The organism is Aliivibrio fischeri (assembly GCF_009727955.1).
Classification (GTDB): Bacteria; Pseudomonadota; Gammaproteobacteria; order Enterobacterales; family Vibrionaceae; genus Aliivibrio; species Aliivibrio fischeri_A.
Window position 1 is genome coordinate 1 of the sequence record NZ_WOBR01000038.1, and the last position, 592, is coordinate 592.

General features: G+C 34.3%; 1 protein-coding gene. It reads right to left on the reverse strand.

Annotated elements, in window-relative coordinates; genetic code table 11:
* Positions 1-100: 100 nt before the first annotated feature.
* Positions 101-592: hypothetical protein (locus GNP81_RS19355; protein ID WP_214645170.1), on the reverse strand; the 492-nt coding region annotated here is incomplete at its 5' end.

The following is a 592-nucleotide window of genomic DNA, read 5'->3' on the forward strand; positions in this document are numbered from 1 at the left end:
GCTACCATGCAGATTAAGCCCAAATTTACCACTTAATGCGGTAAACTCAAAGAAACCTAGAATGCCGAATGTAGCAAATCGTGTTGATGCATTTGTTATGTCAATATCCATGTGTGGCTAAATATAACCACACCGAGATAATAATTATTAGCGGCAGATAAAATATGAGAACCAGCCAAGAATACTTCTCTTTATTATCCATTCTATTTTTTAATAGTTTAGAAAACCTCATGCTTCCATAGCTAAGCAATACGAATGAAATTAGCCAAACAATAAGAAGCATAACATCTTCACCTAAAAAAGTTACAACCTTTTTAGGCACAAAATACATTAATAAAAAAAACAACACTACAACATATGGGATAGAAGCAACTGGTGGACGAGCACCGTATCCATTAAAAAAAAGGTAAATAAATCGATTAGGTAAACTTTTGAGTTTGGTTTTTATTTTTTGTTCTAACGAAGGATTACACAATGAACAAATAGGTCTACACAATCCTCTCTTGGTATAATATCTTTTATGACTTGGCTTATCAGACCATCCACACTCCGAACATTTGTGGCTCACCATTACCTCCTTTGACATAACGCC